The sequence below is a fragment of the Micromonospora sp. NBRC 110038 genome, assembly GCF_020884815.1.
Taxonomy (GTDB): Bacteria; Actinomycetota; Actinomycetes; order Mycobacteriales; family Micromonosporaceae; genus Micromonospora; species Micromonospora haikouensis.
Genome location: NZ_BBOL01000001.1, coordinates 1724200 through 1748758, shown reverse-complemented (window position 1 = coordinate 1748758; position 24559 = coordinate 1724200). Strand labels below are relative to the sequence as shown.

Here is a 24559-nt window from a genome sequence, read left to right as displayed (position 1 = left end):
GCAGTGTTCAACAGTCAGTCCGAGTTGGAGGAGCGGCTCGCCCGGCCCTCGGCGGCGCTCGTCGCCGACCTGGCCGGCGGCACCGGCGACCTGGTGGTCCTCGGCGCCGGGGGCAAGATGGGTCCGTCGCTGTGCCGGCTGGCCCGCCGGGGGCTCGACGCCGCCGGCCGCACCGGCGACCGGGTGTACGCCGTGTCGCGCTGGTCGGACCGGGAGAGCGCCGCCGCGCTGGCCGCCGACGGGGTGGAGCCGGTCGCGTTCGACCTGCTCGGCGACGGCGACCTGGCCGGGCTGCCCGACGCCGCCGACGTGGTGTTCATGGTGGGCGCGAAGTTCGGCACCGCCAGCGCCCCCTACCTGGCCTGGGTGGTCAACGCGGTGCTGCCCGCGGCGGTGGCCCGGCGTTACCCGGCGGCCCGGATCGCCGCCTTCTCCACCGGCAACGTCTACCCGATGGTGCCGGTGGGCACCGGCGGCTGCGTGGAAACCGACCCGACCGGGCCGCTCGGCGACTACGCGATGAGCTGCCTCGGCCGCGAGCAGGTGTTCGCGCACGCCGCCGCCACCCGGGGCACCCCGGTCGCGGTGCTGCGGCTCAACTACGCGGTCGACCTGCGCTACGGCGTGCTCGCCGACATCGGCCACGCGGTGCTCGCCGGGGAGCCGGTCGACGTCACCACCGGCCACGTCAACGTGGTCTGGCAGGGCTATGCCAACGAGGTGGCGCTGCGCTCGCTCGGGCACGCCAGCACCGACGTGTTCACCCTGAACCTGACCGGCCCGGAGACCGCCCCGGTGCGCCGGATCGCCGCCCGGATGGGCGAGCGCCTCGGCCGGCCGGTCGGCTACACCGGCGAGGAGGCGTCGACCGCGCTGCTCAACGACGCCACCCGCTGCCACGCGCTGTTCGGCTACCCGGACGTCGCGCTGGGCACCCTGATCGACTGGCAGGCCGACTGGCTGGCCGCCGGCCTGCCCACCTCGGGCAAGCCCACCAAGTTCGCCGTCCGCGACGGGAGGTTCTGACCGTGTCCCTGGACCTGCTGCGCGCGGGGACCGTCATCCCCGCGCACCCGCTCGCGCTGACCGCCGGCCGCCGCCTCGACGAGCGGCGGCAGCGCGCGCTGACCCGCTACTACCTGGCCGCCGGGGCCGGTGGCCTCGCCGTCGGCGTGCACACCACCCAGTTCACGATCCGGCAGGCCGGCCTGCTGCGGCCGGTGCTCGCCCTGGCCGCCGAGACCGTCGACGCCGAGGCCGGGCGGCCCGTGGTGAAGGTCGCCGGGGCGTGCGGTGACACCGCCCAGGCCGTCGCCGAGGCCGAACTCGCCGCCGGTCTCGGCTACCACGCCGTGCTGCTGTCCCCCGTCGTGCCGGGCGCCGACGAGGCGTACCTGCTCCGGCGGGCCCGGGCGGTCGGCGAGGTGCTGCCGGTCGTCGGCTTCTACCTCCAACCGGCCATCGGCGGGCCGCGCCTGTCCCCGGCGTTCTGGCGGGCGTTCGCCGACCTGCCGTCGGTGGTCGCGGTGAAGCTGGCCCCGTTCGACCGGTACCGGACCCTGGAGGCGGTGCGCGGGATCGCCGCCGCCGACCGGGGCGCGGAGGTGGCCCTGTACACCGGCAACGACGACCACATCGTCGGCGACCTGCTCGGCGAGTTCGCCGGCCGCCGGTTCGTCGGCGGGCTGCTCGGCCAGTGGGCGGTGTGGACCCGCGCCGCCGTCGGGCTGTTCGCGCGGACCCGGGCGGCCCGGGACGGCGACGCGGCGGCGCTGGCGGAGCTGACCGCCCGGAGCGCGGCGGTCACCGACGCGAACGCGGCGGTGTTCGACGCCGCGAACGGCTTCCACGGCTGCATCGCCGGGGTGCACGAGGTGCTGCGCCGGCAGGGGCTGCTCGACGGGGTGTGGTGCCTCGACCCGGCCGAGGGGCTGTCGCCCGGCCAGGCGGAGGAGCTGACCCGGGTGAGCGCCGCCTACCCGTGGCTGACCGACGACGACTTCGTCGCGGAGCACCGCGATGGCTGGCTCCGGTGAGCCGCCGACGGGAGCCGGGCCGGCGGGCGGCCCACCGGTGACCCCGCCCACCGGCGCGCGCCGCCCGGTCACCGTGGTCAGCGTGTCCGCCGCGCTGCGGGCCCAGTTCTTCCCCGACCGGGTCGGCGACCGGCTGGCCGCGACCACCGACGCCACCCTCGTCGACGACCACGCGGCGCTCACCGGCGTCGACCTGGCGTCGGTGCTGGCCCGGGCCGAGGTGCTGGTCACCTCCTGGGGTGTGCCACGGCTCGACGCGGCCCTGCTCGACCGGGCCCCGGCGCTGCGGCTGGTCGCGCACACCGGCGCGTCGGTCAAGCCGTTCGTGACCGCCGAGCTGTTCGCCCGTGGCGTCACGGTCACCCAGGCCGGGCAGGGCATGGCCCGGTCGGTGGCCGAGGTCGCCCTCACGTTCACCCTGGCCCTGCTGCACCAGACGCCCCGCTTCGACCACGCCCTGCACGCGGGCACCGAGTGGCACCGGGCGGAGCAGGCGCCGCCCCGGCACGAGATCCTCGGCTGCCCGATCGGCGTCGTCGGCGCGTCCCGCACCGGGCGGGCGTACCTGGAACTGGTCCGTGCCCTCGGCGCGGAGGTCAGCGTCTGCGACCCGACCCTGACCCCGGCGGACGCCGCCCGGCTCGGCGCCCGGCTGGTCGGCCTGGACGAGTTGCTCGCCGGCAGCCGCATCGTCGCGCTGCACGCGCCGACCCTGCCGGAGACCCGGCACCTGCTCGGCGCCCGCGAACTGGCGCTGCTGCCCGACGGCGCCGGGCTGGTCAACACCGCCCGGTCCTGGCTGGTCGACGAGGCGGCGCTCGTCGCGGAGCTGACCCGCGGCCGGATCGACGCCGCGCTGGACGTCTTCGACGAGGAGCCACTGCCCACCGGCCATCCCCTCCGGGCGCTGCCCAACGTGCTGCTCACCCCGCACCAGGCCGCCGGCACCATGCAGGGCCGCCGGCGGCAGGGCGAGATCGTCGTCGACGAGATCGTCCGGTACGCCAGCGGGCGGCCCCTCGCCCACGCGGTCACGCCCGAGCTGCTCGCCCGGACGGGCTGACCGGCGCGGCCACCCCCACCGGGGCCCGTCGAGGGGCCCACCGCACCATCTGGAGAGGACACCATGAAGTTCATGCGGATCGGCCCGGTCGGCGCCGAACGGCCGGTGCTGTTCGACGGCACCGACCACTTCGACCTGAGCGGGGTCACCGCCGACATCGACGCGGCGTTCCTCGCCGGGGACCCCGTGGCGCGCGTGCGGGCGGCCGGCCCCCTGCCGCGTCTCGACGTGACCGGGGAGCGGGTCGGCGCGCCGATCGCCCGGCCCGGGGCGGTGCTCTGCATCGGGCAGAACTACGCCGCGCACGCCGCCGAGTCCGGCGTCGCCCCACCCGAGCGGCCGATCCTGTTCCACAAGTCGCCGAACACCGTCGTCGGCCCGTACGACCGGGTGCTGATCCCGCGCGGCTCGACCAGGACCGACTGGGAGGTCGAACTGGCCGTGGTGATCGGCAGGCCGGCCCGCTACCTCGACTCCCCCGCCGACGCGCTGGCCCACGTGGCCGGGTACGCCGTCGCCAACGACGTCTCGGAGCGGGACTACCAGTTCGCCGACCCCGGGGGCCAGTGGGCCAAGGGCAAGTCGTGCGAGACCTTCAACCCGCTCGGCCCCTGGCTGGTCACCCCGGACGAGGTGGCCGACCCGCAGGCGCTGCGGCTGCGCTCGTGGGTCAACGGCGCACCACGGCAGGACTCCCGCACCGCCGACATGATCTTCGACGTGGCGTACCTGATCTGGCACCTGTCCCAGTTCACCGTGCTCGAACCCGGCGACCTGGTCAACACCGGCACCCCGCAGGGGGTGGCGCTCTCCGGCCGGTTCCCCTACCTGGCGGCCGGTGACGTGATGGAGATGGAGATCGACGGGCTGGGCCGGCAGCGCACCGCGCTCGCGCCGGCGTGACCGCCCCGGTCGCGTACCGTCCGGCCACCGCGGCGGACGTGCCGTCGCTGCACGCCACCTGGGCGGAGGCGTTCGACGACGCGCACGTCGTCCGGCTGTGGTCCGGCGACCCCGGCCGCCTTCCGCGTACCTTCGTGGCGGTGCAGGCCGGGACGGTCGTCGCCGCCGTCTACTACCTGCCCCGCCGGATCCGGGACGCCACCGGCGGCGTCGACCTGGTCGGCGGCGTCGCCAACGTGGCCACCCGGGTCCGGGCGCGGGGGCGCGGGCACGTCCGCCGCCTGCTCGACCTGGCCGTCACGGCGATGGCCGCGGACGGCTGCGCCTGGTCGCTGCTGTTCACCGGCACACCCGGCGTGTACGCGTCCAGCGGCTACCGGCCGTTCACCCTGCGCTACCCGACCGGGCGGCCGGCGGCAGCCACGGCCACGGCCCCACCGGCGGGCTGGACGGTGCGGGCGGAACCCGGGGTGGACTGGGCGGAGCTGGCCCCGGTGCACGCGGCGTTCAACGCCGACCGGCCGCTGAGCACCGTGCGCGCCGCCGACGACTGGCGGCTCCGGGTGCCGGTCTGGTATTCCCCGCCCACCGAACTGCTGGTGGCCCGCCACCGGGGCCGGGTGGCGGGCTACCTGGCCGCGCACTGGGCTCCCGGGCGCGTCCGGGTGGTCGAGACCGCCGCCCTGCCCGACCGGCCGGACGCCCTGCCCGCCCTGTTCCGCGCCGTCGCCCGCGCCGCCGCCGCGCGCGACGTACGGCACTGCGTGGCCCGGCTGCCCGCCGACCCGGCGATCGACGCCGCGCTGCCGTGCCTGCTGGCCGCCCCGGTGGTCGAGGCCGACACCACCGGGATGGTCCGGCCGATCCACGCGACACCCGATCACCTCGCCGCGATCACGGCGGCGCCCGGGGCGTTCCACTGGCCGGCCGACTACCTGTGACGGCACACCGCACCCGGCCCCCGCCGCCGCCCGACGGTCTCTGCCGGGTGAGCCGGCCGGTGGACGTACGACGCGGTGCGCCGGTGGCCCGAGGATGGGGTTGACGTTCGAGCCACTATTCGGAGGTACCCGGCGATGTCCATCACCACCGCACAGCCCGGCAGGCCGACGGTCGTCCTCGTCCACGGCGCCTTCGCCGAATCGGCGAGCTGGGACGGCGTGATCGCCGAACTGCTCGACGGCGGCTACCCGGCGGTGGCCGTGGCCAATCCGCTGCGCGGCGTCCGGCACGACGCCGACCACCTGCGCGCCGTGCTCACCGGCATCGACGGGCCCGTCGTCCTCGTCGGGCACTCGTACGGCGGGATGGTGATCTCCAACGTGCCGGCGGGGGCCGCGGACGTCACCGCCCTGGTCTACGTCGGGGCGTTCGCCCCCGCGTCCGGTGAGAGCGCCGCCGACCTGGCGGGGCGGTTCCCCGGCAGTTCCCTGGGCGAGACGCTGGCCGCCGTCCCGCTTCCCGACGGCGGCACGGACCTCTACATCCGGCAGGACCGCTATCACCACCAGTTCGCCGCCGACTCGCCGGCGCAGCGGGCCGCCGTGATGGCGGTGACCCAGCGGCCGATCACCGAGGCCGCCCTCAACGAGCCCTCCGGCGAGCCCGCCTGGCAGTCGCTGCCGTCCTGGTTCCTGTTCGGCAGCGAGGACCTCAACATCCCGGTCGCGGCCCACCGGTTCATGGCCGAGCGGGCGGGCTCCCGGCAGACGGTGGAGTTGCCCGGCGGCTCACACACCGTGGCCATCCCGGAGGCAGCCGCCCTCGTCGACCTCATCCGTGCCGCCGCCGCATCGACGTGATCGTCGGCGGCGGGGTCAGTGCAGGTGGCGCTGCCAGTCCTGCGGCACCCGGCCGGCGGGGCCGGGGGCGGGCTGGTCGAGCGGACGCGACTGCGGCCCGGCCAACTCCGGCCCCTCGGCATGGAACTGGTCCTCGGAGTAGTCCCAGAACCACGACTCACCCGGCTCGAAGCTCCGCACGACCGGGTGCCCCGTCGCGGCCGCATGCGCGGTCGCGTGCTGACTCGGCGAGGAGTCACAGCAGCCGACGTGACCGCAGGCCGCGCAGCGGCGCAGGTGGAACCACCACCCGCCGGAGGACGCGCACTCGACGCAACCCGGGCCGCTCGGCGGCACCGCCGGATCGATCGCCGCGACCATGGCTGGCGGCTCGGGCTGCTCGTCCACGACACGCTCCCTCTCGACTCGCGGCCGGCCGGCCGGACCGGCCCGCCGGCGCCCTGCCACGTGATCCCGGCCCGCAGTCTGACACCCACGACCGTCACCCGCACCCACCGGGCCCACGCCCCGCCCGCGCCGCCGCGCGGGGCGGTTCCGGGTCAGGGGGTAAAGCTGGCGTAGTAGGACGCCCCCATGTCCTTCCCGCCGTGTCCCTGCGCGGCCGCGCGCCGGAACCGTTCCGCGCCGGCGGCCACGACGTCGAGGCGTACGCCGTGGTCCTCGCCCGCCGCGACGATCAGCCGGGCGTCCTTCTCGGCGGTCTCCACCGCGAAGCTCGCCGGCGACAGCCGGCCCTGCCGCACGAGGTCGGCCTTGGCGTGCAGGTAGCCCATGTCGAGCGGGCCGCCCCCGATCACCTCGAAGAAGCGGTCCGGGTCGACGCCGAGCGCCCCGGCCAACGCGAGCATCTCCGCCGCGCCGTGCGTCACCGTGAGCACCCAACTGTTCGCCACCAGCTTCAACCGGGTGCCGTCGCCCCGCGCGCCGTCGTCGCCCAGCCACACCACCCGGGCCGCGATCGCGTCGAGCACCGGGGCGAGCCGCTCCCGGCCGGCGTGCGGCCCGGCGGCGAGCACGGTCAACTGGCCGGCCTCGGCCGGCTGCCGGGTGCCGAGCACCGGCGCGTCGTAGAAGGCCACCGAGTGCTCGGCGGCTGTCGCGGCGAGCGCGGCCACGTCGCCCAGGCTCGCGGTGGTCGTCTGCAGCCAGAGCGCGCCCGCCTTCAGCCCCGGCGCGGCCTGCCCGATCACGTCGCGCACCGTGCCGCCGTCGTACAGCATCGTGATGATCACGTCGGCGTCGCGGACGGCGTCGGCCGGCGACTCCGCCACGGTCGCGCCGGTCCCCGCCGCCTTCTGCGGGGACCGGTTCCACACGCGCACGGCATGTCCCGCCCCGACGAGATTGCGGGCCATGGCGGCGCCCATGATGCCTGTGCCCAGCACGCTGACGGTCAACTCCTCGGTCATGGACCCATCCTTGCGTACGGCCGGTCCCCGTCGGTCGCGCCGGCGCGACCCGCAGGGTGGGTCCGGGCCCTCCTGGTACGGCTAGCCGGGCGAGGGGACCGGGGAGAGAACGGCGAGCAGCTTCTCGATCCGATCGGCGCCCGGCTGGTGTCCGGTCGCGGCGTGGGACTGCGCGGCGAGCCGCGCGCTGTGCCAGGCGGTGGCCCGGTCGCCGGCCCGGTACGCGGCTGCGGCGCGGGCGGCGAGCGCCCGGCCTTCGAGGAGCCGGTAGCCGCACTGCCGCGCGACGGAGAGCGCCGCACGGCACCAGGACAGCGCCGCGGACTCGTCGAGCTCGGCGAGGCTGACGATGATGTCGGCCTCGATGTAGCGGTCCGCGGACGCGCGCGCGTGCGTCAGCGCGTCCACCAGGAGGCCGACCTTCCCGTCGACGAGGCCCAGGACGTGGAGTGCGACCGCTTCGAGCCGGGGTTCGGCCGGCTCGCGCGCCATGTCGAGCGCCTGACGGGCGAGCGCCGAGGCATGCGCGTCGTCGCCGCGGTCGTGGTGCACCCGCGCCAGCGCGCACAGTGCGGTGGCCCGGCCCCGGCTGCCCGTCTGCTCGTGCAACTCCAACGCGGTGGTCAACGTCCGCGCCGCCTCGTCGAGGCGACCGAGAAGGTGGTAGACCGCACCCAGGTTGTTCAGGATGAGCGCGCGGCTGCACACCGACCTGTTCTGGTCTGCCAGGGTGAGCGCCGCGTGGTGGTGGTTCGCGGCTTCGCTGAGCCGCCCGAGGTCGGCGCAGACCAGTCCGAGGTTGTTGTGGTTGACGGCGACGCCAGCCGTGCGGCGGGTGCGGCGGTTCAGCTCCAGCGCCTGTTCCATGACCCGCAGGGCTTCGCGCGGCTGGCCGGTCATCCGGAAGACCGGGCCCAGGTTGCCCAGCGCCGCCGCCTGCCCGTCGTGCCATCCCGACCGGTTCGCCGAGCGCAGCGCCAGCCGGTAGTCGTCGGTCGCCTCCGGGAACCGTTCGAGACGCCAGTTCAGGGCCGCCAGGCTCAGTCGGGCCGCCGCCTCGGCCTGCTCGTGGCGCGCAGCCTGGGCCGCGGTGAGGCCGAGCCGGGCGACCTCGGACCATTCCGCGGTGTGCATGCCCAGCCACAGGTATCCCCGCAGCGCGTCCGCCAGCGCCCAGGCGTACGCGTGCAGTCCCCGGCGGGTCGCGTGCCGGGTCGCGGCGACGAGGTTGTGGCGTTCCGAGTCGAGCCAGGCGAGAGCGTCGACGTGGCTGGTGAACCGCAGGGGACGGGCGGGGACGGGCAGTTGCAGGGGCACGCGGAGCACCTGCGGGCACAACCGGTCGGCCGCGGAGTGCACGCTGAACAGGTACCAGGAGAGCAGGTCGGCCAACGTCCGCCGGTCGTCGTCGAGTGCCGCGAGCTCGACGACGTAACGGCCGAGCAGGTCGTGGGTGCCGAAGCGACCCGGCGTCCGCTCGTGCACCAGGTGCGCGTCGGCGAGGCTGGCGAGCATCCCGGCCGCCTCCGCGGTCGGACAGCCCATCCTCGCGGCGGCCGACTCGGCTGTCACGTCGGCGCCGGGCACGAGGCCGAACAGCCGGAAGAGCCGCTGCAGTCGCGGCGGCAGGGTCCGGTAGGAGGCGGCGAACGCCGACCGCACCGCGATCTGCTCGTCCTCGCGTACGGCCAGCATGGTCAGCGGGTCGCCGGCGCGGAGCCGGGTCAGGTAGTCGCTGATCGTCTCGTGCGGACGGGTCTGCAGGTCCGCCGCGGCGATGCGCAGCGCCAGCGGAAGGCGGGCGCAGTCCCGGGCCAGCTCCGCGAGCGCGGCCTCCTGCCCGGTGATCCGGTCCGCGCCGATGACGCGGGCCAGCAGCTCCGTGGCCTCCGGGGGCGCGAGCACGTCCAGCGACAACCGCTGCGCGTCGTGCCGGGTGGCCAGCCCGCCGAGGCGGCCCCGGCTGGTCACGATCACCAGGCAGCCGGCGCCGCCGGGTAGCAGCGGCCGGACGTGCGCGGTGTCCCGGGCGTTGTCGAGCACGAACAGCATCCGCCGGTCCGCGACCACGCTCCGGTAGAGGTTCGCGGCCTCGTCGATGTCGTCGGGGACCTGCGCGGGCGGCACGCCGAGCGCGCGGAGGCAGCGCGACACCGCGTCCAGCGGCGTGAGCGGCTCCCCGGGCGAGTAGCCGCGCAGGTCGAGAAAGAGCTGCCCGCCGTCGAACAGGGGCCGCACGCGGTGCGCCCACCGGACTGCCAGCGCCGTCTTGCCGACCCCGGCGGTGCCGATGATCGCGACGACCGCCAGGGCGGCGCTCCGCCGGGCCCGGTCCAGCATCGCGTCCAGTTCGGCGAGCGCGTCGACGCGGCCGGTGAAGGTCGACAGGCCGGCGGGCAGTTGCGCCGGGCGCAGGCCCGGTCCGGCGTCCCGGGCGGCGGGCGCAGGTCCGGTCGGGGCGGGCGCGGGCCCGGTCGGCGGGACCTGCTGCCGCAGCAGCCGCAGGTGGGTCTCCGCGAGCCGCCCGCCCGGCTCGACGCCCAGCTCGTCGGCGAGCCGGCGGCGGGCCCGCTCGAACACCCGCAGCGCCTCGGCCTGGTGCCCCGCCCCCGCCAGGGCCGTCATCAGCCGTACGACGAGGCCCTCGTGCCACGGGTCGGCGGCCACCATTCTGCGCAGCGGCGCCACCGCCTCGGCGTGCCGGCCGAGTGCGAACTCGGCGTCGAACAGGTCCTCGGACGCGGCGAGCCGCCTGTCGTGCAGGCTGGCGGCGGCCCCCGGCACGAAGACCGCGGACGCGCCCGCGAGCGCCGGGCCGCGCCACAACGCCAGCGCCTGGCGCAACAGGCCGGCGGCCGGCTCGTGCTCGCCGGCATCGGCGTGCCGGCGCGCATCCGCGACGAGGCCGGAGAAGACCCGCGTGTCTAGGTCGTCACCGTCGAGATCGAGACGGTACCCGCCGGATTCCGAGAAGATCATTTCCGGCAGGTCGGCCGCGCGGGTCAGTTGCCGCAGGCGGGAGACGCACACCTGGACCTGCGCGCGCGCCCGCGCGGGCAACGCCCCGCCCCACAGCGCCTCGGCCACCTGTTCCGCCGACACCAGCACATTCGCATTCAGCAGCAGATAGGCCAGCACGGCGCGCTGTTGGGGCCGACCCAACGGCAGCCGCTCGCCCCGCACCACGGCCTCGACCGGACCGAGCAGGCGCCATCTCATGCAGCCCCCCTCAACAGATCGATCACATCTTATTCGTCGAAGCCGGGGTGGCTATCGGACGGCTAGCCGATGGCAAGGCGGCCCGCGCAATCTCGATGGAAAGGCCGGGCGGATGACCCGGATCAATCGGTAAAGGAGTTTCAATGGGAGGAAGAATCCGCGCCGTCGTGGTCGCCGCGGCGGCACTCGGCCTGGTCATCGCCGCAGCCGGCGTCGCACAGGCCGACTCGTCGTCGCAGCCGTCGATGCGGGACGCACGGGCCGCCGCGACGGCCTCGGGCGAGCTCGGCGCCGCCGCGAAGGGCGGGTTCGGCACCGCCGCGACGTGGTTCACCGGGACGGTCGCGGCGGGCGGCACGCAGGGCTGGACCTGGACCAACGCCCCGGCCGACGCCGCCTACGTGGTCGGTTACAACCCGGTCGGCGCCACCACCTCGTCCATGTGCCAGTTCGAGACGATCAGCAGCCAGTACGTCCAGCTCTGGGGCGGCCAGCGGCAGTTCCAGTTCACCCTGAAGAACGTCGGCTCGATCGCCTGCGGCGCGACGGTCCAGCTCGCGGCGGTGAGCAGCTCGGTCGCGACCTCCACCGGCGGGGTCAGCCCGGGTGGCACCCAGACGCACCTGTGGAACATCCCCTGGCACACCAACTGGGTGGTGGGGCTCAACCCGAGTGGCGCCACCAGCTCGGCGGCCTGCCAGTTCCAGGTGACCCGCACCTGGTTCGTGCAGCCGGCCGCAGCGGGCGCGGTCCGCCAGTTGTACGTGGAAGTCAAGAACGTGGGGACCATCGCCTGCCAGACCGACATCCGGCTCGGCTCCACCGCCGTCTCCTACAACTTCACCATCGCCACCATCGCCTCCGGCACCACCTGGTCCACGGTCTGGTTCAACGCGAACCCCGTCACCTCGGTCTACCTGGTCGGCGCGTCACCGCAGGGCAGCGCGCCCATCACCTGCCAGTTCGAGGTCACCCGCATGATCTACCGCCAGAGCATCAACAGCGACGGATCGTCCCAGCGCCAGATCCTGATCTCGTTCAAGAACCTCGGCGGCACCACCTGCGGCGGGCTCGCCGAGCTACAGACCATCGCGGCCTGATCCCGCACCCGCCCCCTCGCGGCCATCGCGCGGCGACCACCGTCGTCGCGCGATGGCCGTTGTGGGCCCGGCTATCCGTGGGACGGGGTCGCGTGGACGCCCGTGCCGTACTCGTGTCGCAGGCCGCCGTCTGCGATCAACCGCCCGGCGTGCGGCAGCACGGGGTGCGAGCCGATCCGGCTCACGGCCATCCGGCGGATCACCCGGTTCAGTCTGCCGGAGGCGCTGGTGACCGCCGCCCAGTCCCACGCGGCGGGATCGCCCAGGCGCGGCACGGCCGCCGCCCACGTCGCGGCGCGCTTGGCCGAATTGTGGTTGGTGTGGCTCCAGCGCAGCTCCCGCGTCCCGAATGGTCCGCCGTAGTAGAGCTGGACGAGCCCCCAGCCTTCGCAGCAGTGTCGAAACGTCGGATCTCCCGGCGAATCTGCGGACAGGTCGATCCGACTGACCGTCGGCTCCGGCCCGGAGCCGACGACGAACAACTCCAGGTGTCGTCCCTGCGGCGCCGTCGCAATGTCGGCGGCAACCCGGAACTCACGCAGCTCGCGGCCCGGCTCCGAGTCGGACTCGAAGACCCGGAACAGGCCCAGCTCGAAGACGGACTCGACGACCGCGGCCCAGTCATCGTCGGCCGCGTAGAAGTCCAGATTCGGCACCAGCCGATTATCCCGATCGGCCAGCATCACCGACCACCACGTCCCCGCGCGTCGGTCCAGCCCGATGACGGGTCGGGTCAGGACCGCGGCGGCGACCGCCGGCGATCCGTGGACGGGGCCGGGGTCGCCCGACCGCGTGTGCCGGAGCGGCCCGAGGTTCAGTCCCCGTTTAGCGCGGCCACCTTCGATGAGGTACACCATCCCGAGGGGAGAGCCTTGTGCGCGTCCTGTTCATCCCTTTTCCCAGCCCGCCGCACCTGTTCTTCATGACGCCGCTGGCGTGGGCCTGCCGCGCGGCGGGGCACGAGGTGCGCGTCGCCGGCCACCCGCACCTGACCGAGACGACGCTGCGGACCGGCCTGAGCCCGGTCGAGGTCGGCGGGGACGGCACGGGCAGGCGGAGGCACGGCCCCGCCGTCACCCAGGCCGGTCTCGCCCGGACGTCCGGCGACGAGCGGCACCGGCTGCTGGACCGACGGTTCGCGCCCATGGTGGACCTGGCCGGCGAGATGGCCCCGGGCCTGGTGCGGTTCGCCGATCGCTGGCAGCCCCAGATCGTCGTCGCCGACTCGCTGGCCTTCGCGGCTCCCCTCGTCTCGGCGGCCCTGGGCATCCCCCTGCTGCGCCACCTCACGGGCCCGGACGTCATGCACCGCACCATCTACCCGATGCACGGGCCGACCACCGGCGACGAGTACAGCCCGAACTGGCCCGAAGGGCTGCGTGAACTGTTCGAGGAGTTCGGGGTGGCCACCCACAACGACCACTCGCTCGGCAGCATCGATCCGTGGCCGGGCAGCATTCAGGTGCCGGACGCGCACGCCCGCATCCCGGTGCGGCACATCCCGTACCACGGGGCGGCCCCCTCGCCGGAGTGGGCCTGGGGCCGGGCCGGACGCCCCCGGGTCTGCCTGAGCTGGGGCGAGCCGGGTGACGCGGCCCGCGCGGCGCAGTCCCCCGCGTTGCCCGGGATCCTCGACGCGCTGGCCCGCCGGGACGTGGAGGTCGTCGTCACGGGCAGCGGGATCGACCGGGACAGGCTCGGCGCGCTTCCCGAGACGGTCCGCGTCGCCGGGGACGTGCCGGCCGACGTGGTGCTGCCCACCTGCGACGCCGTGGTCAGCGAGGGTGGTACCCACACCATCCTCACCGCCGCCGCTCTCGGTGTTCCCCAGGTGCTCGTACCGCTGGTCGAGCGCCCACCGAACGCGGCCACCTTCTGCGAGAGCGGCGCGGGGATCACCCTGGACGCGGGCGGCGCCGACCCGGCGGCCGTCGGCCGGGCGGTCGACGCCGTGCTCGGCGACGAGCGGATCCGCGCCGCGGCACGGCGGATCCAGGACGAGATCGCCGAAGCGCCATCGCCCGTGGAACTGGTGCACACGCTGGAGAAGCTGGCCTGACCACCTCGGCGAAAGGGGCCACCGGCGGGTCCGGCGAATGCGGTTCTCACCGCACGCACCGGACCCGTCCGCTCTCTTTGCTCAGGCCCTCCGGACGGACACCGTCATCTCCTTGACCCCGTAGAACTCCGACGGGTGGAAGACGGGATCCGCACTGATCCGCAGATCGGTGAATTCGGTCATCAGCCGGTTCAGCGCGATCTCGGTCTCCAGTCTGGCCAGCGGGGCGCCGAGGCAGAAATGAATGCCGTGACCGAACCCGAAATGCCGGTTGGGATCGCGCTGGATGTCGAACTGCTCGGGCTTCTCGAATTGCCGCTCGTCATGGTTGGCCGAGAGGATCGACGGCATGACGAACGCGTCGGCCGGGATGACCTCGCCGGCGATCTCCACGTCGGTGGTGGCGATCCGGCAGGCCCGGGGAAACGGCGGCCGACGGCGTACGACCTCTTCCAGCGCGGCGGGGACCAGCGAGCGGTCCGCCCTGATCCGGGCCTCGGCGTCCGGGTTGTCGTCCAGGCACAGCAGGGTGTTGCCCAGCAGCAGCGTGGTGGTGATGTGCCCGGTGTTCAGCAGCAGCGCGGCGAACGTGGCCACCTGCAGATCGGTCAGTCGCTCGCCGTTGAGCTCGGCGGCGGCCAGGGCGCCGAGGACGTCGTCGGTGGATCCCTTCGCGCGCCGCTGCCGGACCTCGGCGAGCAGGTACTCGTCGAGCTCCTTGGTGGCTTCCGCGATGGCCTCGACCACCTTCTGCTCCGACTCCCCCTTCTCCGCGCCGATGCCGAGCAGGCGATCGGCACACCGGCGGAAGAACGCCCGGTCGCCCGGGGAGATGCCGAGCAGTTCGGCGATGACGATGACCGGCAGCGGGTAGGCGAGCTGCTCCACGAAGTCGAACTCGTCGCCGGGCGCGTCGGCGAGCAGCTGGCCCACCACCTCGCCGATGCGCGGCCGCATCCCGGCGACCGTCTTCGGCGTGAATGCCTGACTGACCAGTTGGCGCAGCCGGCGGTGGTCGGGCGGATCCTGCCAGGGCAGATTGGCGCTGAGCTTCTCCGCGCCGAAGACCGGCATGAGCCGGCCGATGTTCGAGGAGAAACGGGCCGGGTCGGAGAACACCGCTTGGACGTCGGCGTACCGGAAGACGAAGTAACGGTTGTGCTCGTCGCGCCAGACCGGCCGGTCGTCACGCATTCCCTTCATCCACTCGAGGATTTCGGCGCCGCCGTCGGTGAACGGCGGCATCCGGACAGGCTCATCGGCACTCATCGCGCCTCCCACGTCGGACCGCGCACGGTCTCGCCGAACCTTACGAAGGAACAACAGCAACGGCAAAGCTAGCAAACAATCCGGTCTTTTGTCCCGACCGTTCAGCCCGACGCAAAAATTAGCAGCATTTTAGCTGCCATCTATAGGATTACCATCGCCGCAAGCAGAGGTGATTCGATGCAATTATCGTGCGCCCGCCGGAGATCCGCAGCGTCCCGAAACAGGAGTTGATCATGACCGAGGCCACGACGGCAGCGCACGTCGGCGACCTTCCCGACGTGCCCGACTTCCCGATGCCACGCGGCTACGCCCTCGATCCCGCGCCGACCTACGCGCGGCTGCGCCGGGAGCGCCCGGTCACCCAGGTCGCCCTGCCCAGCGGGCAGAAGGCGTGGCTGGTCACCAGCTACGCGCACGTACGCGCCCTGGTCACCGATCCGCGGATCAGCTCCGACCACACCCACCCGAACCTGCCGATGCTGGCGCCGCTGCGCCCGGAGGACATCGACACCCCGCACGAGCCCGTCAACACGCTGGTCGGGCTCGATCCGCCGGAGCACTCCGCGCCGCGCCGCTCCGTCATAGCCGAGTTCACGGTCCGCCGCATCCAGGAGATGCGCCCCCGCATCCAGGAGATCGTGGACGGTTGCGTGGACGAGCTGATCGCGGCCGGCCCCGGCAGCGACCTGGTCAGCACGGTGGCGGTGAGCGTGCCGTCCCAGGTGCTGTCGGAACTGCTCGGGGTGAACCCGCCCGACCGCGAGTTCTTCCACGTGCGTGCCTCCAAGATGCTCGGCAGGACGACCAGTCCGCAGGAGCGCCGGACGGCCATGATGGAACTGGCCATCTTCATCAACGGCCTGCTCATCGAGAAGGACCGCGAGCCGACGGACGACCTGCTGGGCCGCCTCATCGTCAACAACCGCGAGACGAAGGTCTTCACCCACCAGGGCCTGCTGCACATGGCCTACCTCCTGCTGGTCGCCGGCAACGAGACGACCGCGAACATGATCTCGCTCGGCACCACGGGCCTGCTGGAGAACCCGCACGTCCTGGCCGAGCTGAAGGCCGATCCGAGCCTCATCGGGCGCACCGTCGAGGAGCTGCTCAGATACTTCACCATCTCGGACGTCCTGGTCCGCGTGGCCAAGGAGGACATCGAGATCGAGGGGGCGACGATCCGGGCGAACGACGGCGTGCTGCTCTGCCTCGGTTCGGCCAACCGCGACGAGACGATCTTCGAAGATCCCGACAAGCTGGACATCCACCGGGGCACGCGGCATCACATGGCCTTCGGTTACGGCATTCACCAGTGCCTCGGGCAGAACCTGGCCCGCGCCGAGCTGGAGATCGTCTTCACCACGCTGTTCGCCCGGCTGCCCAACCTGCGGCTGGCGAAGCCCCTGGCGGAGCTGCCGTTCAAGTTCGACTCCAACACGTACGGCCTCCACGAGCTGCCCGTCCAGTGGTGAGTCGTCGGGTGGACCGTGAGGCGGAGGCGAGGGACATGCGCATCGTTGTCGAGCGGGACGCCTGCATCGGGGCCGGTCAGTGCGTACTGACCGAGCCGCGCGTCTTCCGGCAGAGCGAGGAGGACGGCATGGTGCAGCTGAACACGGATCGGCCGGCTCCGGACGCGGTGGAGGCGGTGGAGACCGCGGTCTCCCTCTGCCCGGCCCGGGCGCTCTCCCTTGAGCCCTGACGTGCGGCGCGGGAGGCGCCGGCCGTCCGGCGCCCTCGCGGTCGCGCGCGGGTCGGTGCGGTGACGGGAGGACCGATGGGTACGGAGAAGGCGTGGCCCCGGGCCGGCACCGGGTTGCGCGGGATGGTCGGCGACCGGGCCGTGGAACTGGGCGAGCCGCACGGCTGGCGGGCGCTGGACTGCGACGTGACCGACGCCGCCGCGGTGCGCAGGGCGGTCGCGCAGACGCCGGCCGAGGTCGTCGTCCACTTCGCCGCGTTCACCGACCTCGCCGCCGCCCACGCGCAGACCGGTGAGCGCGGCGGATCCTGCTACCGGGTGAACGTCGACGGGACGCGCAACCTCGCGCAAGCCTGCCGGGAGAACGACAAGTACCTCATCCACGTGTCCACCGACTACGTCTTCAGTGGCGCCGAAGAGGAGCCCTACCGGGAGTCGGACATGCCGGCCCCGCAGGACTGGTACAGCCGGACGAAGTACTGGGCCGAGGGCGAGGTGCGCGGGTCGGGGTGCCGGTTCTCCATCCTCCGGCCCTCGTTCCCCTTCCGGGCACGGTACGCCCGCAGGGGGGACATCGTCCGGAAGATGATCAGCGGGCTCACCGCCGGGCGGACGCCGCCGATGTTCTGCGACACGCTGGTGAGTCCGGTCTTCGTCGACGAGTTCGTCGCGGCCATCGACCGGGTCGCCGAGCTGCGGCCCCCGGAGGGGCTCTTCCACTGCGCGGGCGGCACCAGCCTGTCGCCCTACGACCTCGCGGTGCTGGTGGCCCGCGTCTTCGACCTGGACAGCTCGCAGGTCTCCCCCGGCCACTACGCCGACTACGCGCGCACGGCCGGCCGGCCCTATCCCCGCTACCTCAACATCTCGAACGAGCGCGCCGCACAGGTGCTCGGCATCCGGTTCTCCCCGATCGAGGCGGCCCTCGAGACGATGCGGGATCAGCTGAGCAGCGCCGGCGCGGGGACGGCGGCGGCACCGCCGCCGGGCTGATCGTCAGCTCGGCCCGGTGCGCGGCGGGTCGGTGCGACCTACGGCCCGCGCGGCCCGCGCCGACGTGCTGCCGGCGGGACGCCGGAGGCCGGCCGGAGGGCGGCGACGACGATGCCGCCGCCGCTTCCTGCCCGCTCTCACCGATGCTTGGCCACGAACTCGTGGATCGAGTCGACCACGTACTGGATCATCTCGCCGGTGATGCCGGGATACACCCCGATCCAGAACGTGTGCTGGGTGATGATGTCGCTGACCGACAGGTCGCCGGCGATCCGGTACTCGACGTCCGCGTACGCGGGATGGCGGGTCAGGTTGCCGCCGAAGAACCGGCGGGTGGCGATGCGCCGGCCCTCCAGGAAGGCGACGAGCTCCTGACGGGTGTACGGCGCGTCCGGCTGCACCGTCAGCACGAAGCCGAACCAGCTCGGGTCCGAGCCCGGCGTGGGTTCCGGCAGCAGCAGGCCGTCCAGTCCGTCGAGCCCGTCCCGCAGCAGACGCCAGTTGCGGCGCCGCGCCTCGCCGAACTCGTCGATGCGCTGCAGCTGGGACAGGCCGATCGAGGCGTGCAGGTCCGTGCTCTTCAGGTTGTATCCGACGTGCGAGAAGATGTACTTGTGGTCGTAGCCACGCGGCAGGGAGCCCAGTTGCTGGTCGAAGCGCTTGAGGCACCTGTCGTCCTCGCCGGGTTCACACCAGCAGTCGCGTCCCCAGTCGCGGATCGACTCCACCAGGCGGGCCAGCGCCAGGTCGTTGGTCAGGACGCAGCCGCCCTCACCGAACGTGATGTGGTGCGCCGGGTAGAAGCTCACCGTGGCGAAGTGCCCGAAGGTGCCGGTCAGCCGCCCCTGGTACAGCGATCCGACCGCGTCGCAGTTGTCCTCGATCAGATACAGGTCGTGCTCCCGGGCCAGCGCGGCGACCTCGGCCACGGCGAAGGGGTTGCCGAGGGCGTGCGCGGTCATGATGGCCCGGGTACGCGGCCCGATCGCCTCGGCGATGCGTTCCGGAGTCGGGTTGTAGGTCCCCAGCTCGACGTCGACGAACACCGGCTTCAAGCCGTTCTGCAGCACGGGATTGACGGTCGTGGGGAACCCGGCGGCAGCGGTGATGACCTCGTCGCCGGGGCGCAGCCGCGCGTCTCCGAGCTGCGGTGACGTCAGCGCGCTCAGCGCCAGCAGATTCGCCGACGACCCGGAGTTCGTCAGGTGCGCCTTGCGGAGTCCGAAGTAGCGCGAGAACTCCCGCTCGAAGCGGCGCGCGCTCGGGCCCGCCGCGATCCGCATCTCCAGCGCCGCCTCGACCAGGGCGACACGATCGCTCTCCTCCAGCACAGCCCCGGAGGTGAGGACCGGGGTGGTCCCCGGCACGAACCCGTCGACGCGCTGGTCCCGGTGGTATTTCCGGACCAGCTCAAGAATGGCGTCCTTGTCCTCGCCCATGAATGGGTACCTCCATAGCCGTCCTCCGACGCTGTCGCCGGGAAGTCGAGGGTGTTGATCAGGTCTACCGGGCATCGGAACCGGGTCCTCGTCCGCCGCCGCCGACCACCCGGTCTGCCAGTACGAAGCTTGAGCGCCCGCACTAACGGCGGACTAGTCGAGCGCTAAAAGCACCGCACCCGTCCCGTCCCGGGCACGGGCCTCACCCGAGCTGCTCCAGGACCTGCACCACGTCCGCCGGGGACGGGGTGGCCGCGATCTCCTCCCGCAGCCGCTCGGCGGCATCCCGGATCTTGCCGTCCGTGAGCGCCGCGTCGACCGCCGACGCGATGGTGGCGGTGTCGGCCGTCGTGGCATCCAGCATGGTGCCGGCCCCCGAGGCACTGAAGTTGAACGCCACGGCGGGCGTGTCCGAGGCCTGCGGCAGCATCACCTGCGGCACGCCGTGGCACGCCGCGGTGAGCACCGAGCCGGCGCCGCCCGCGTTGACGACGGCGCCACACGATTCCAGGTACAGGTTGATCGGCACGTTGTCGGCCACGCGTACGTTGTCCGGCAGCGCGCCGAGGCGCTCCCGGTCCGCACGCACCACCGCGAGGACGACCTCCACGTCGCCAGCCGCCAGCGCGCCGACCACGCGGGCCAGGACGGTGTCGTCCGCGCCGAGCATCGTGGTCGTCGTGCCCCAGGTGACACACACCCGCGGACGGGAGGGCGGCTCCAGGAGCCAGTCGGGGGCGGCGGCCGCGCCGTTGTGGGGGACGAAACGGGTGGGGATCCGGCCGACGACGTCGGGCAGTTGCAGGCTGCCCGGCCACGGATCGACCGTCCGCACCGGATGGTCGTCGCGGACCTCGACGCCGTACCGGTCGTACAGCTCGACCAGCCCGGGAGGCCACTGCTCCCGTTCGGCTCCGGTGGTCGGCTGCCCCTGCACGGGGCACAGGCGGCGCAGCAGGTCGGGCCCCGTGAGGTGACGCACCAGCGGAACGCCCAGGGTCTGCGACAGCAGCGGGGCGGCCAGCATCAGCGGATCGGTGATCACGAGGTCCGGCTCCCAGCGCCGCGCGAAGCGCAGGAGGTCCGGTGCCATCACGGTGACCGTCTCGACGAGTGGCCGCAGCGACTCCTGCTGTATCCGGCGACGCTCGTCGACCGGCACGGCGGAGTCGAGGCTCTCCTTGTAACGCTGGGCCTGCTGTCTGTTGCTCAGGTGCTTCAGCATGTCGTAGCCGTGGCCGACCTCGACGGCGGGCAGCCCCAGGCCGACCGTCGCTTCGGTGAGCTCGGGCTGCCCGGCCACCCGTACCTCGTGACCGGCCGTGCGGCAGGCCCAGATCAGGGGGGCGAGTTGGTACAGGTGGGAGCGAACCGCCATCGAGGTGAACAGAATACGCACGGATTAACCTCGCATGGTTGTCGAGAGGACAACAGACGACGCGGTCGAGCACGTAGCGCCGGCCTGATCGGTCCCGGTCTCCGGCCGCCTCTTCGCGGATCGACCGCTGCCGTGGGCCAACCCAGTACAGGGAGGTTCCCTAAAACCCCGCTGAAAGGACGGCCCGTGCGCCTCGGCCACCGTTGTTGTCACGTGCGGGCCGGCGACGACGTGGGACCCGTCACAAGCCACAAAAGATACAGATGGTGCGAATGCTTCAGAACCTGATATCGAAGGATCAGTAGGTATCTATAGTAGCCTCCTCGCTACGATCCGTGACGGAGGGGGCCGTGATGAGCGAGGCGCTGGAGGTGCCGCTGTACATGCGACGCTACGGGTTGGACCCGGGGAAGGAGCTGGACGAGATCCTCGAAACCGAGGGCGTCGTCCAGGTGGCCCTGCCCGACGGTACGCCCGCCTACCTTGTCTGCCGCTACGAGGACGCCCGGCAGGTGCTGTCCGATCCCCAGCGGTTCACCAGCGTCCTGCCGCGCTCGATCGGAGCGCATCTGGACGACGAGGAACGCCGGCGACTGCAGGCCGGGACGATGCTGCTGTTCGATCCTCCCGAGCACACCCGCCTGCGGCGCACGATGACACCGCAGTTCACGGCGCGCCGGCTCGAACGCCTGGAGCCGACGATCGCCGCCATCGTGGAGTCCGCGCTGGACGACCTGGAGGGCGCCGGCAAGCCGGCCGACCTCGTGCGCCACTTCGCCCTGCCGGTCCCGCTGCTGGTGATCTGCGAGCTGGTGGGAGTCGAGGGAGACGACCACGCCGAGATGACCGACCGGTTCACGCGCCTGATGGACCTGTCGCTGACGCCGCAACAGCACACGGCGGTGCACGCCGAGAACCGGCGCTTCCTGGCGGAGCTGGTCATCCGGGCCCGGGCGGCGCCCGGCGAGAACCTGCTGGGAATGCTCGTGCGCGAGCACGGTGCCCAGCTCAGCACGGAAGAGGTGGTCGGCATCGTGGCCTCGTTGCTGATCGGCGGCCACGAGACGACCTCGGGCATGCTCAGCCTCGGCACGCTGGCACTCCTGCAACACCCGGACCAGCTCGCCATGGTGCGTGACGACCCCACGAAGGCCCAGCAGGCCGTGGAGGAGCTGTTGCGCTTCCTGTCGGTCGTGTCGGTCACCGGGCGCACGACGACCACCGACGTGCACCTCGCCGGCCGCACCATCCCCGCCGGCTCGTCGGTGCTGATCTCGCTGCCCCGGGCCAACCGGGACCGGGCCTTCCTCCGGGACGCCGACCGGCTCGACATCGACCGGGCCGCCCCGGGCCACGTGGCCTTCGGCCATGGCGTGCATCGCTGCCTGGGCGCGCCACTGGCACGCCTGCAGATGCGCATCGCCTTCCCGGCGCTGCTGCGACGCTTTCCCGGGCTCGCCCTGGCCCAACCGGACGCGGAGCCGGCCTTCCGGCCCTTCGGCGCGGTCTACGGAGTGGAGACCCTCCCGGTCACCTGGTGACCGTCGCTCCCGGCCATCGATCGCCGATGTCGGCGCGCCCAGGGTGACGTCAGTGAACCGCTGAGCCGGAAGGCGGGTGGGGCCCGGCTGTCGCCGGGCCCCACCCGCGCCGACTCAGCGGCGGCTGCCGATCATCACGCCCCGGTCATCCGACGCGAGCGACGGACGGCCAGTACGGCACCCGTGCCGAGGGTGACCATGCCGGTGCCCAGACCCAGCGTCCACCACAGGCTTGATCCGCTGTCACCGGTCACCGGCAGGTGCGGGTGGCGCGTCGGGTACGGCGACGCGGTCGGCGACTGCGTCGGCTGGGTGGGCGACGGGGACGCCGTGGGCGTCACGGTGGGCGAGGCCGACGGCTGGGTCGGTGAGGCAGTCGGCGTCTCGGTGGGCGAGGCCGACGGCTGCGTCGGGGTGGCCGTCGGCGATGTGGGGGCCAACGGCCGCTCACAGTTGGCCTCGGCGAGGATGACGGTGCCGACCGGGATGTCGATGACCTGACCGCCGACGACCGAGCCCGTCAACCGGACGGTGGCCAGCACGGCGACCGCGGCGGCGGTGTCGGCTGTGGTCTCCTCCACCGCGGTGAGGGTGACGGTGAGGCTGGCCTCGGTCAGGCCGGGCACCACGACGGCGGCGCTGGCGGTGACCCCGGGGGTGTTCGGCACCAGCACGGCGGGCGCGCCGAACAGCGTCAACCCGACGACGTTGGTGTCGGCGGTGGGCGCGCCGCTCTGCGGGCAGTTCACCTCGGCGGTGATCAGGTCGGCGGCGACGACCGGGATGCCCAGGATCCCGAGCGCGAGTTCGGCGATGTCGGAGTTCGCCGACGACGCGGTCGGCCCGCGGGTGGCGCTGACCTCCAGCACGGTGCCGCTGGCGGTGACCCCCACCGCACCGGGGATCGTCACGGCGAGTCCGGTGGTGGTGTCGGTGCCGCCGCCGGGCGGCGCGGTCGCGCTGCCGATGGTGGCGTTGGCGGTGATGACCGGCACCCCGAGGACGCTGGCGGAGAGATCCACCACCACACCACGGGCACTGGCGTCACCAGGTGCCGCGACGGCGGGACCACCGGTCGTCAGGGCGACGAGCCCCGCGATCCCCGCTCCGGCGACGGCAACGGTCGCCACTGATGCCATTCGTCTTACCAGTTTCACGCTCTGCCTCTTGTCCATCTGCCCTTCCGCCCTCGGAAGGAATACGCCACATGAGGTTAGACAGCCATATACCCCAATAGTGCATCAAACGGACAAAATGCCGGCAGTGACCCTACCGGCTAGCAATATTGTGTGCCACACACTATCGTGTGACTCGTGGTAAGCGACGACATCCTGCGGACCCATCTCCAGGAGCTGCGCCGGGGCACGGTGGTGGTGGCGAGCCTGGTCGCGCTGCGGCGGCCCGACTACGGCTACGCCCTGCTCCAGCGGCTCACCGACCACGGCTTCCCCGTGGACGCCAACACGCTCTACCCCCTGCTGCGCCGACTGGAGGAGCAGGGCCTGCTGACCAGCGAGTGGAACACCGAGGAGAGCCGGCCCCGGAAGTTCTACCGGACCAGCGACGAGGGGGAATCGGTGCTGCGCCTGCTGCTCGCCGACTTCTCCGCCGTGCAGAGTTCCCTCACCGGCCTGATCGAAGGAGTGGCCCGATGAGTTCCCTGACCGACCGCTACCTCGCCGCCACGCTGCGGGCAGTGCCGGCCCCGCGCCGGGCGGAGATCGCCGACGAGCTGCGGGCCTCCATCGCCGACATGATCGACGGCCGCACCGACGCCGGTCAGGACCGCGAGACCGCTGAGCGCGAGGTGCTCACCGAGCTGGGCAACCCCGAGCGGCTGGCCGCCCGGTACGCCGACCACCGCCTCCAGCTCATCGGCCCCGCCTACTACCTGGCCTGGCGACGGCTGCTGCGGCTGCTGCTCGCCACCGTGCCGATCGCCATCGGCGCCCTGGTGGCCGTGCTCGACGCCGTCGACGGCGACAGCGTGGGCTCGGCCATCGGCGTCGGCGTCACCACCGGCATCGAGGTGGTGGTCCAGGTCGCCTTCTGGGTCACGCTCACCTTCGCGGTCGTCGAGCGGTTGAGCCTGCCGCTGCACCTGCCCCGGTGGACCGTCGACCAGCTGCCCGAGGACCGACCGGCCGGGCGCGGCGTCCCGCTCGCCGACACGGCCGTGTCGATCGCGGCCCTGGTGCTGCTGATCGCGTTCCTGCCCTGGCAGCACTTCCGGTCCTGGGTGCGCGACGACGGGGGCGACCACATCCCGGTGCTCGACCCCGTGCTGTGGCGGTTCTGGTTGCCGGCGCTCATCGCCCTGCTGGTCGCCGAGATCGTCCTGCAGGTGGCCCGGCACCGGGCCGGCCGCTGGACCTGGCCGCTGGTCGGCGCGAAGGTCACCCTCGACCTGGCGTTCGCCGTGCCGGTGGCGTGGCTCGTCCTCACCGACCGGCTGCTCAACCCCGAGTTCGTGCAGCGCGTCGACTGGCTGCGCGACGGCGCCAACCTCGACGTCGTCTACACGATCGCCCTGGTGGCGGTGGTGGCGTCGCTGGTGCGCAACACCGTGGCCATCGCCGCGCAGGCCCGCCGCCGGGCGGCCTGAGCGCCCCGCGACGCCCGTCCCCGGGCCGGCCCGCCCACGGG

22 protein-coding genes are annotated in these 24559 nt (G+C 73.1%); 14 read left to right on the top strand and 8 right to left on the bottom strand.

Annotated features, from left to right (window positions below; genetic code table 11):
• Window positions 1-3: 3 nt before the first annotated feature.
• The 6 genes from LPU61_RS06870 to LPU61_RS06845 all read left to right on the top strand — a co-directional run bounded on the left by LPU61_RS06870 (window position 4) and on the right by LPU61_RS06845 (window position 5804).
• Window positions 4-1026: an NAD(P)-dependent oxidoreductase gene (locus LPU61_RS06870; protein ID WP_229404446.1), complete on the top strand. Its 1023-nt coding sequence runs from the start codon at window positions 4-6 to the stop codon at window positions 1024-1026.
• 2 nt (window positions 1027-1028) lie between these two features.
• Entirely contained in the window at window positions 1029-2036 is a 1008-nt protein-coding gene (locus LPU61_RS06865) for a dihydrodipicolinate synthase family protein (RefSeq protein WP_229404445.1), read from the top strand.
• A complete protein-coding gene (locus LPU61_RS06860) occupies window positions 2020-3099 on the top strand; it encodes a hydroxyacid dehydrogenase (RefSeq protein WP_229404444.1) in 1080 nt (359 codons plus the stop codon). Before LPU61_RS06865 ends, LPU61_RS06860 begins: the two co-directional genes overlap by 17 nt.
• A 63-nt stretch (window positions 3100-3162) precedes the next feature.
• Window positions 3163-4002: a fumarylacetoacetate hydrolase family protein gene (locus tag LPU61_RS06855; protein WP_043962932.1), complete on the top strand. Its 840-nt coding sequence runs from the start codon at window positions 3163-3165 to the stop codon at window positions 4000-4002.
• Window positions 3999-4943 (top strand): GNAT family N-acetyltransferase, encoded by a 945-nt coding sequence (locus tag LPU61_RS31575; protein ID WP_305071883.1) that lies wholly within the window; start codon window positions 3999-4001, stop codon window positions 4941-4943. Before LPU61_RS06855 ends, LPU61_RS31575 begins: the two co-directional genes overlap by 4 nt.
• 135 nt (window positions 4944-5078) lie before the next feature.
• The gene (locus LPU61_RS06845) at window positions 5079-5804 is read left to right on the top strand and encodes an alpha/beta fold hydrolase (protein ID WP_229404443.1); all 726 of its coding nucleotides are present in this window, start codon (window positions 5079-5081) and stop codon (window positions 5802-5804) included.
• 15 nt (window positions 5805-5819) lie between these two features.
• Here the strand turns inward: LPU61_RS06845 and LPU61_RS06840 are convergent, their stop codons facing one another.
• From LPU61_RS06840 to LPU61_RS06830, 3 genes are all read right to left on the bottom strand, one after another.
• Entirely contained in the window at window positions 5820-6191 is a 372-nt protein-coding gene (locus LPU61_RS06840; RefSeq protein ID WP_229404442.1) for a UBP-type zinc finger domain-containing protein, read from the bottom strand.
• A 152-nt stretch (window positions 6192-6343) separates the two neighbouring features.
• Window positions 6344-7213, bottom strand: coding sequence for an NAD(P)-dependent oxidoreductase (locus LPU61_RS06835; protein ID WP_229404441.1), 870 nt, complete (start codon window positions 7211-7213; stop codon window positions 6344-6346).
• An 81-nt stretch (window positions 7214-7294) separates the two neighbouring features.
• The gene (locus tag LPU61_RS06830; protein ID WP_229404440.1) at window positions 7295-10432 is read right to left on the bottom strand and encodes a BTAD domain-containing putative transcriptional regulator; all 3138 of its coding nucleotides are present in this window, start codon (window positions 10430-10432) and stop codon (window positions 7295-7297) included.
• 143 nt (window positions 10433-10575) lie between these two features.
• Here LPU61_RS06830 and LPU61_RS06825 point away from each other — a divergent pair, with 143 nt between their 5' ends.
• Complete coding sequence (locus tag LPU61_RS06825) at window positions 10576-11532, top strand: hypothetical protein (RefSeq protein ID WP_229404439.1); 957 nt, start codon at window positions 10576-10578, stop codon at window positions 11530-11532.
• Window positions 11533-11603: 71 nt separating this feature from the next.
• Here the strand turns inward: LPU61_RS06825 and LPU61_RS06820 are convergent, their stop codons facing one another.
• The gene (locus LPU61_RS06820; protein ID WP_229404438.1) at window positions 11604-12389 is read right to left on the bottom strand and encodes a hypothetical protein; all 786 of its coding nucleotides are present in this window, start codon (window positions 12387-12389) and stop codon (window positions 11604-11606) included.
• Between the two features lie 17 nt (window positions 12390-12406).
• Between LPU61_RS06820 and LPU61_RS06815 the strand changes: the two genes are divergently transcribed.
• Window positions 12407-13591, top strand: a complete 1185-nt coding sequence (locus LPU61_RS06815; RefSeq protein ID WP_229404437.1) for a nucleotide disphospho-sugar-binding domain-containing protein — start codon at window positions 12407-12409, stop codon at window positions 13589-13591.
• Between the two features lie 81 nt (window positions 13592-13672).
• Here the strand turns inward: LPU61_RS06815 and LPU61_RS06810 are convergent, their stop codons facing one another.
• A complete protein-coding gene (locus LPU61_RS06810) occupies window positions 13673-14920 on the bottom strand; it encodes a cytochrome P450 (protein ID WP_229404436.1) in 1248 nt (415 codons plus the stop codon).
• 173 nt (window positions 14921-15093) lie between these two features.
• Here LPU61_RS06810 and LPU61_RS06805 point away from each other — a divergent pair, with 173 nt between their 5' ends.
• From LPU61_RS06805 to LPU61_RS06795, 3 genes are all read left to right on the top strand, one after another.
• Window positions 15094-16332 (top strand): cytochrome P450, encoded by a 1239-nt coding sequence (locus LPU61_RS06805; protein ID WP_063838566.1) that lies wholly within the window; start codon window positions 15094-15096, stop codon window positions 16330-16332.
• 35 nt (window positions 16333-16367) lie between these two features.
• On the top strand, window positions 16368-16562 hold the full coding sequence (locus LPU61_RS06800; protein WP_043964383.1) for a ferredoxin: 195 nt from the start codon (window positions 16368-16370) through the stop codon (window positions 16560-16562).
• A 75-nt stretch (window positions 16563-16637) separates the two neighbouring features.
• Window positions 16638-17555: a sugar nucleotide-binding protein gene (locus LPU61_RS06795; RefSeq protein WP_229404435.1), complete on the top strand. Its 918-nt coding sequence runs from the start codon at window positions 16638-16640 to the stop codon at window positions 17553-17555.
• 137 nt (window positions 17556-17692) lie between these two features.
• Here the strand turns inward: LPU61_RS06795 and rfbH are convergent, their stop codons facing one another.
• Window positions 17693-18994 carry a lipopolysaccharide biosynthesis protein RfbH gene (gene rfbH / locus LPU61_RS06790; RefSeq protein WP_043962924.1) on the bottom strand — a complete coding sequence of 434 codons (1302 nt, stop codon included), beginning with the start codon at window positions 18992-18994 and terminating at the stop codon, window positions 17693-17695.
• Window positions 18995-19196: 202 nt separating this feature from the next.
• Window positions 19197-20393: a nucleotide disphospho-sugar-binding domain-containing protein gene (locus LPU61_RS06785; protein WP_043962923.1), complete on the bottom strand. Its 1197-nt coding sequence runs from the start codon at window positions 20391-20393 to the stop codon at window positions 19197-19199.
• A 332-nt stretch (window positions 20394-20725) separates the two neighbouring features.
• Here LPU61_RS06785 and LPU61_RS06780 point away from each other — a divergent pair, with 332 nt between their 5' ends.
• Window positions 20726-21913: a cytochrome P450 gene (locus LPU61_RS06780; protein ID WP_229404434.1), complete on the top strand. Its 1188-nt coding sequence runs from the start codon at window positions 20726-20728 to the stop codon at window positions 21911-21913.
• A 134-nt stretch (window positions 21914-22047) separates the two neighbouring features.
• Here LPU61_RS06780 and LPU61_RS06775 read toward each other — a convergent pair whose 3' ends face one another.
• Entirely contained in the window at window positions 22048-22935 is an 888-nt protein-coding gene (locus LPU61_RS06775; protein WP_229404585.1) for a hypothetical protein, read from the bottom strand.
• Window positions 22936-23226: 291 nt separating this feature from the next.
• Here LPU61_RS06775 and LPU61_RS06770 point away from each other — a divergent pair, with 291 nt between their 5' ends.
• Both LPU61_RS06770 and LPU61_RS06765 read left to right on the top strand, forming a co-directional pair.
• Window positions 23227-23568: a PadR family transcriptional regulator gene (locus LPU61_RS06770; RefSeq protein ID WP_043962921.1), complete on the top strand. Its 342-nt coding sequence runs from the start codon at window positions 23227-23229 to the stop codon at window positions 23566-23568.
• Window positions 23565-24518 carry a permease prefix domain 1-containing protein gene (locus LPU61_RS06765; protein WP_229404433.1) on the top strand — a complete coding sequence of 318 codons (954 nt, stop codon included), beginning with the start codon at window positions 23565-23567 and terminating at the stop codon, window positions 24516-24518. The genes LPU61_RS06770 and LPU61_RS06765 overlap by 4 nt, the downstream gene beginning before the upstream one ends.
• The last annotated feature ends 41 nt before the right edge of the window (window positions 24519-24559 follow it).

Excerpts from the sequence above, each read along its gene's own strand:
- LPU61_RS06860 (WP_229404444.1), top strand. The coding sequence starts at position 2,020 with ATGGCTGGCTCCGGTGAGCCGCCGACGGGAGCCGGGCCGGCGGGCGGC.
- LPU61_RS06855 (WP_043962932.1), top strand. The coding sequence starts at position 3,163 with ATGAAGTTCATGCGGATCGGCCCGGTCGGCGCCGAACGGCCGGTGCTG.
- LPU61_RS06845 (WP_229404443.1), top strand. The coding sequence starts at position 5,079 with ATGTCCATCACCACCGCACAGCCCGGCAGGCCGACGGTCGTCCTCGTC.
- LPU61_RS06835 (WP_229404441.1), bottom strand. The coding sequence starts at position 7,213 with ATGACCGAGGAGTTGACCGTCAGCGTGCTGGGCACAGGCATCATGGGC.
- LPU61_RS06830 (WP_229404440.1), bottom strand. The coding sequence starts at position 10,432 with ATGAGATGGCGCCTGCTCGGTCCGGTCGAGGCCGTGGTGCGGGGCGAG.
- LPU61_RS06825 (WP_229404439.1), top strand. The coding sequence starts at position 10,576 with ATGGGAGGAAGAATCCGCGCCGTCGTGGTCGCCGCGGCGGCACTCGGC.
- LPU61_RS06820 (WP_229404438.1), bottom strand. The coding sequence starts at position 12,389 with ATGGTGTACCTCATCGAAGGTGGCCGCGCTAAACGGGGACTGAACCTC.
- LPU61_RS06805 (WP_063838566.1), top strand. The coding sequence starts at position 15,094 with ATGACCGAGGCCACGACGGCAGCGCACGTCGGCGACCTTCCCGACGTG.
- LPU61_RS06800 (WP_043964383.1), top strand. The coding sequence starts at position 16,368 with ATGCGCATCGTTGTCGAGCGGGACGCCTGCATCGGGGCCGGTCAGTGC.
- LPU61_RS06795 (WP_229404435.1), top strand. The coding sequence starts at position 16,638 with ATGGGTACGGAGAAGGCGTGGCCCCGGGCCGGCACCGGGTTGCGCGGG.
- rfbH (WP_043962924.1), bottom strand. The coding sequence starts at position 18,994 with ATGGGCGAGGACAAGGACGCCATTCTTGAGCTGGTCCGGAAATACCAC.
- LPU61_RS06780 (WP_229404434.1), top strand. The coding sequence starts at position 20,726 with ATGAGCGAGGCGCTGGAGGTGCCGCTGTACATGCGACGCTACGGGTTG.
- LPU61_RS06765 (WP_229404433.1), top strand. The coding sequence starts at position 23,565 with ATGAGTTCCCTGACCGACCGCTACCTCGCCGCCACGCTGCGGGCAGTG.